The sequence below is a fragment of the Ruegeria sp. CDSB117 genome (assembly GCF_059611005.1).
In genome coordinates this window covers 1-5900 of record NZ_JBXWOS010000059.1, presented here as the reverse complement: position 1 = coordinate 5900, position 5900 = coordinate 1, and the positions used below count along the sequence as shown (strand labels likewise).

Sequence of the window (5900 nt, the reverse complement as noted above, 5' to 3'; positions counted from 1 at the left end):
CCCCTTCTGCCGTTGGCTAACCGGTCAGGATGCTGCGGTAGCAGCCCGCATTCCTGCCATTCGCCGCGACGCGAAATCACGTGCTTTCCGAACAGGAAATCTGCGGACGAACCAGACTTTTGCGATTGGACAAGGCGTGTCCGCTCAATGCCCGTCTCCGACATTGGCGTCAGGATGTCTGACAGCGCGCTAAACTTAATTTGAGTTCACGTTTCCCAAGGGGGATTTGCGCCAATCTCTGCGACGAGAAAGTCCATGAATACCCGCACTTTGGGGGACAATACGTTGGACTTGGGATAGATCAGCCACAAGACATTGTCCTCTGCGGCTTCAAAGTTTGGAAGAACCCGTATCAAACGGCGTGACTTCAGTTGGTCATGCACGCTCCATAGAGCGTTCAGGGAAATACCAGCCCCGGCCAACGTGGCGCGGACCTGGCTTTGACCGTCGTCGATTATCAATTGACCTTTGGCTGATGCGGGATCGAAAACGGCGTTCTCGCCTGCCGGCCCTGTCAATGGCCGCAGTTGGCGGTTTTGGAAAGCGATCAGGTGGTGGTTTTTTAGATCATCAGGTGTTTTCGGACTGCCGTGCATGTCCAGATAGTGGGGCGCAGCACAAAGAATGCGTCTGTCCTCGGCCAGCTTACGACCCTTCAGGCTAGTGTCGACAAGTGGCGCGTTCCTAAGTGCAAGATCATAACTCCCTTCGATCAGGTCGAATTGCACATCTGACAGACGCAAGTCGAGCGTGAGGTCAGGGTGTTGGTCAAGAAACTTCGGCAGGATCGGAGCGATGTAGAGTTGCGCAAAGCTGCTTGGCGCGGCAAAGCGCAATGTGCCCTTGATCGCAGTTGTTTGCTTGCCCAGAGCCGCAAGGGCAGCTTCCTCCTGCGCGATGATCTCGCGCGCGAAAGGCAAGAAATCGGCACCTTCGACCGACAGTGACACTTTTCGCGTTGTGCGATGTAAAAGTTCGGAACCCAGGCTTTGCTCCAACTTGGCGAGCTTTGCGCTGGATACAGCTGGGGCCATACCCAATGCGCGCCCTGCCGCGCTGATGTTCAGCATTTCTGCGGCCCTTACAAACAATCGCAATGCGTCAGTATCAAGTCCCATTATATCGCAAACCAGAATTATCATTCCGTGAATGGGCAGTTTATATGTGTTTTGATCGGCGTTAAATCCCTCTCATCGCTTCAATACTGCATGGGAAGTAGGCGCACATGACGCGGACAGCCACAGTCAACTACCACGTACACAAGCCGCACCGGCAAGCTTTTGAACTGGATGCAGGCGGGATCGCTGGAAACCTGGTTTCCCCCGAACTTGCCTCCACAGCTGTTGCATTAGGGGACACCCGTGCGACGGCCAACTCCGTTACATTTGCGTCTGATGCTGTTGAATTCACGACGCTGAAAACGCAGGTCCGGGATTTTGCAGGCGACGCCTGGAAACCGACTTACGATACTGAGCTGACATCGACGCTTTCGGACAGGCTGGGCGCGCGCGAGGTTGTGATTTTTGATCATACCGTTCGGATTGATGACCCAAGTGCGACGCGCAAACCTGCGCGCAATGTCCACAGTGACTACAGCAAGGATGGTGCAGAACAACGGCTTATCGACCTGCTGGGTGCTGAGGTCGCAGCGGAATGGGCGCAAGGTCACTATGCCTTCGTCAATGTGTGGCGTCCTGTGGATCATCCTATTAACTCGGTACCCCTAGGATTTGTTCGCCCGTCGTCGGTTGACCCGTCTGACTGGATCCTGCTGGACCTGATCTATCCTGACCGCAAAGGGCAGATCATGGGGCTGGTGGGAAACCCCAAGCATGAATGGATCTATCAATCCAAGATGACGCCGGATGAAGTGGCGATTTTCAACATCTATGACAATCAAGGCCTGCCTTCGATTGCACATAGCGCCCTCAATATGGTCGAGGATCCAAACGTCGCCACCATTCGCAAAAGCATCGAGAGCCGCACTTTGGTGCGCTATTAAAGGAGGGCCAGATATGTTGGATAAAATGCAGCCGTCTGAGTTTGCCCAAATCAACGAGGCCTACAACAAGGTCTTTCGTCCCAGGCGCCTGAGCGTTGGCCTTGTGTTGCCGCTCGAAGCATACGCAGTCGGCGCAGAACCGACGCTGCGGGGTCATCTGGAAGCGGCTCAGAAAGCTGAGGAACTCGGTTTTGCGGCACTGTGGCTACGCGACGTGCCGTTCAATGTCCCAAACTTCGGTGATCCGGGGCAGGTTTTTGATCCATTTGTCTATCTGGGTGCGTTGGCAACGGTGACGAACCGGATAGCGCTTGGAACCTCGAGTGTGATATTGCCGTTGCGCCACCCCGCCCATGTCGCCAAGGCGGCAGCGACCGCAGATGTGCTCTCGGGTGGGCGGTTGCTTATGGGTGTTGCCTCTGGTGATCGTCCCGAAGAATACCCGGCGTTGAACCAGAGCTATGACGACCGGGGGGCTCGTTTCCGCGATAGCGTTGACTACATCCGTGCAGTTGGATCGGACTATCCCAAGCATGAATGCGTTCAGGGCATACTGTCTGGCGGAATAGACCTCTTGCCAAAGCCACACGGCACACGACTACCGATGCTAATAACCGGTGGCAGCCAGCAATCGCCCGATTGGGTGGCGCAGAACGGCGACGGTTGGATGACCTATCCGCGCAATGCGTCCGCCCAAGGGCAGGTTATCGCGGATTACCGAAGACGCGTTCGGGAGGCGGGCCAACCGGACAAGCCTGTCATGCAATCGCTTTATATCGATGTCGTTGCCGATCCCGCCGCACCTCCGCGCCCGATCCATCTCGGGTTTCAGTCTGGCACCGACTTCCTTCGCAGCTATCTGCACGAGATTGAAACGCTCGGGATCAATCATGTCGCGCTGAACCTAAGGTTCAACCAAGCATCTATCGATTCCACCCTCGAACATCTGGCGGACGTTGTGCTACCTGACTTTTCTTAAAGGACAATACCTATGACCAAGACTATTCTTATCACAGGTTCAACCGACGGCATTGGATTGCTTACGGCAAAGAAACTGGCCGCCGAAGGGCACAAAGTGCTGTTGCATGGTCGCAGTGTCCCCAAGTTGGAGAGCACAGCTGCCGAGGTTGGTGGGGATGTCGAAACCTATACCGCAGATCTGAGCGATCTGGGCGCGGTTCGAAAACTGGCCGAAAAAATACGCACTAAGCATGCCAAACTTGATGTATTGATCAACAACGCAGGTGTGCTGAAAGCCCCGCAAACTGTGCTTGAGAACGGGCAGGACATCCGCTTTGTAGTGAATACGCTTGCGCCTTATCTGCTGACCGAGTTGCTGCTGCCGATCATTCCTGTCGACGGGCGTATCGTGAACCTGTCATCGGCAGCTCAGGCCCCGATAAACACCAAGGCCATGCGAGGCAATTTGCCGATGGCCGATATGGAAGCATATGCTCAAAGCAAGTTGGCGATCACCATCTGGACACGAGAATGGGCCAAATCGCTATCCGGTGCGCAGGTTTTGGTCGCAGTAAATCCTGGATCGCTTTTGGCCTCAAAGATGGTGAAAGAGGGTTTTGGCTTAGCTGGTAACGATATGAATATCGGCGCAGATATCCTGATTGATGCGGCATTGGGCGAGCGGTTCGCTGACGCGTCGGGCGCCTATTTTGACAATGACAGTGGGGCATTCTCAGATCCACACGCGGCAGCACTCGACAGGGGCCACGCTGCCGACGTCATGAATACCATCAGAGAATTGGTTAACCAGACCAACTGACCCGCGCGGCGCTAAAACGCCACGCACTTCCACCTTTAACGCTCCCTTACCCCTCACGCGTGCAGCGTCGAGGCCCAAGAAAGGAATGCCTAATGAAATACGAGAACTTTCAAACCTTTGACGTAGCCGTTGAGAACGGTATCGCTACAGTGACATTCAACTTTGGCTCCGTGAATGTGCAGGGCCAGGAAATGCTGGCAGATCTCAACAGTCTGGCCATGCGGCTGGAGCGAGATCGCGACACCAGGGTCGTGATCTTTCAATCTGCAAACCCGGAAATCTGGGTCTGCCACTACGACACCGAACTGCTCAAGGACATGTCGACTGAGGCCATATCGCGCGAGGATGCGCAGCTTTTGGATCTGCAATCCGTCTGCGAGCGGATCAGTAAGGTGCCGCAGGCAACCATCGCAAAGCTGGAAGGGTTTGCGCGCGGCGGCGGACATGAATTGGCATTGGCACTCGACATGCGCTTTGCCGCGCGGGGCAAGTACAAGTTCATGCAGATGGAGGTCGGAATGGGCATATTGCCCTGTGGCGGCGGTGCCTCGCGCATGGCGCGTCAAACCGGTCTTGGCAAAGCGCTTGAGATCATCCTGAGCGCGCAAGACTATGACGCAGATGATGCCGAGCGTTTGGGCACCATCAACAAGGCGTTGGAGCCGGATGAAATTGGTCCCTACGTGACCGCACTGGCCGAACGGATCGCAAAATTCCCGGCAGATTCGATCAATGCCTGCAAGCAGATGGTCTACGAATCCATCGACAAACCAATTGATGCGGCGCTGAAGGCCGAAGCCTATTGGCTCTATCAGGCCACCAGCAAAACTCCGGCGGTCAAGCGGTTCACCATCGCGGATGAACAAGGTTTGGAACACGACATCGAAAACCAGCGCAACTGGGGCGATCTTGTGATGCAGGTTCAGGACATCAGCTGAGCTACCCACCAACGCAATGGCCTCTTCCGGCGTGCGTTGTTGCGAGCCGCGCCAAACAAAAATTCAAAAAGGTACATCCCAATGAAAGCAATGGTTCTTAACTCATACGGACCCGAAGCACCGTTCGAACTCACTGAACTGCCCGACCTTGTCGCAACTTCTGGACATGTCGTCGTCAAAGTGGCCGCTGTCAGCGTTAACACCGTCGACACGATGATCCGAAGCATGGGCACGGAATTGCCTCTGTCCCCCGCCTTACCGGCGGTGCTTGGGATGGACTTTGCTGGCACAGTCGTCGCAATTGGCGATGGCGTGACAGATTTTGCCATAGGCGATGAGGTATACGGTTGCGCCGGCGGTTTGATGGACCTTCCGGGCTCTCTGGCAGAGTACATCAACGCAGATGCGCGCTTGATTGCACACAAACCCAAGACTTTGAGCATGCGCGAAGCCGCCGCGCTGCCTCTTGTCGGTATTACGGCCTACGAAGGGTTGACTAGAGCCAGTGTTGGCGAAGGGCAGACTGTTCTGGTTCAGGGCGGCGCGGGTGGGGTTGGTCATGTCGCGGTTCAAATCGCACGCCACCTTGGTGCAACCGTCTCTGCGACGGGCCGGGGTGCGGATCAGATGGCCCTGATCAAGGGTCTCGGGGCGCGTCCCGTGGATTTCACCACCCAAAAAGTCGAAGACTACGTTGCCGAACACACTGGTGGCGTAGGCTTCGATGTAGTGTTTGACAGCGTTGGTGGGCCAAACATGACAAACTCATTCGCCGCGGCCAAACTCAATGGTCAAGTTGCCTCGACGGTTGCGATGGTCGAGATTGATTTGACGCCTGTGCATTTCAAAGGCCTGTCTCTGCATGTCGTCTTCATGTTGATCCCGATGATGCACAATGTGGGACGGCAAACCCACGGTGACATCTTGCGGACACTGGCAGATCTGGCGGATAACGGCGCACTTAAACCGATTGTTGACGAACAGACGTTCGGGTCGGCCGATGTCGGCGCAGCTTACGCCCACCTTACGAATAGATCTGCGGTCGGAAAAGTCGTAGTGGAGTTGTGATAAGTTTCGGCTGAGATTGGTGCGCGGAAAATGACCTTGCGCACCAACTCAGTTTGAGTTGAAATTGATGTCGACTACACAGTGCTTAGCTGACCTTCGAGCAAATTGCGGA

Annotated in this window: 7 protein-coding genes; 6 read left to right on the top strand and 1 reads right to left on the bottom strand. The window is 55.3% G+C overall.

What is annotated here, in order from left to right; all coding sequences use genetic code 11:
- A partial coding sequence (locus AC2FJC_RS23665) for a hypothetical protein (RefSeq protein WP_496742156.1) occupies window positions 1-193 on the top strand: 193 nt, incomplete at its 5' end.
- Between the two features lie 13 nt (window positions 194-206).
- Here the strand turns inward: AC2FJC_RS23665 and AC2FJC_RS23660 are convergent.
- Window positions 207-1118, bottom strand: coding sequence for a LysR family transcriptional regulator (locus tag AC2FJC_RS23660; protein ID WP_496742154.1), 912 nt, complete (start codon window positions 1116-1118; stop codon window positions 207-209).
- Window positions 1119-1225: 107 nt separating this feature from the next.
- On the opposite strand from AC2FJC_RS23660, the gene AC2FJC_RS23655 reads away from it, so the two are divergent.
- From AC2FJC_RS23655 to AC2FJC_RS23635, 5 genes are all read left to right on the top strand, one after another.
- Window positions 1226-2002: a CmcJ/NvfI family oxidoreductase gene (locus AC2FJC_RS23655; protein WP_496742152.1), complete on the top strand. Its 777-nt coding sequence runs from the start codon at window positions 1226-1228 to the stop codon at window positions 2000-2002.
- A gap of 13 nt (window positions 2003-2015) precedes the next feature.
- Entirely contained in the window at window positions 2016-2981 is a 966-nt protein-coding gene (locus tag AC2FJC_RS23650) for an LLM class oxidoreductase (protein ID WP_496742150.1), read from the top strand.
- A gap of 12 nt (window positions 2982-2993) precedes the next feature.
- Complete coding sequence (locus tag AC2FJC_RS23645) at window positions 2994-3782, top strand: SDR family NAD(P)-dependent oxidoreductase (protein ID WP_496742148.1); 789 nt, start codon at window positions 2994-2996, stop codon at window positions 3780-3782.
- Between the two features lie 92 nt (window positions 3783-3874).
- On the top strand, window positions 3875-4720 hold the full coding sequence (locus AC2FJC_RS23640; protein ID WP_496742146.1) for an enoyl-CoA hydratase/isomerase family protein: 846 nt from the start codon (window positions 3875-3877) through the stop codon (window positions 4718-4720).
- Between the two features lie 81 nt (window positions 4721-4801).
- Window positions 4802-5788: a zinc-dependent alcohol dehydrogenase family protein gene (locus AC2FJC_RS23635; protein ID WP_496742144.1), complete on the top strand. Its 987-nt coding sequence runs from the start codon at window positions 4802-4804 to the stop codon at window positions 5786-5788.
- The last annotated feature ends 112 nt before the right edge of the window (window positions 5789-5900 follow it).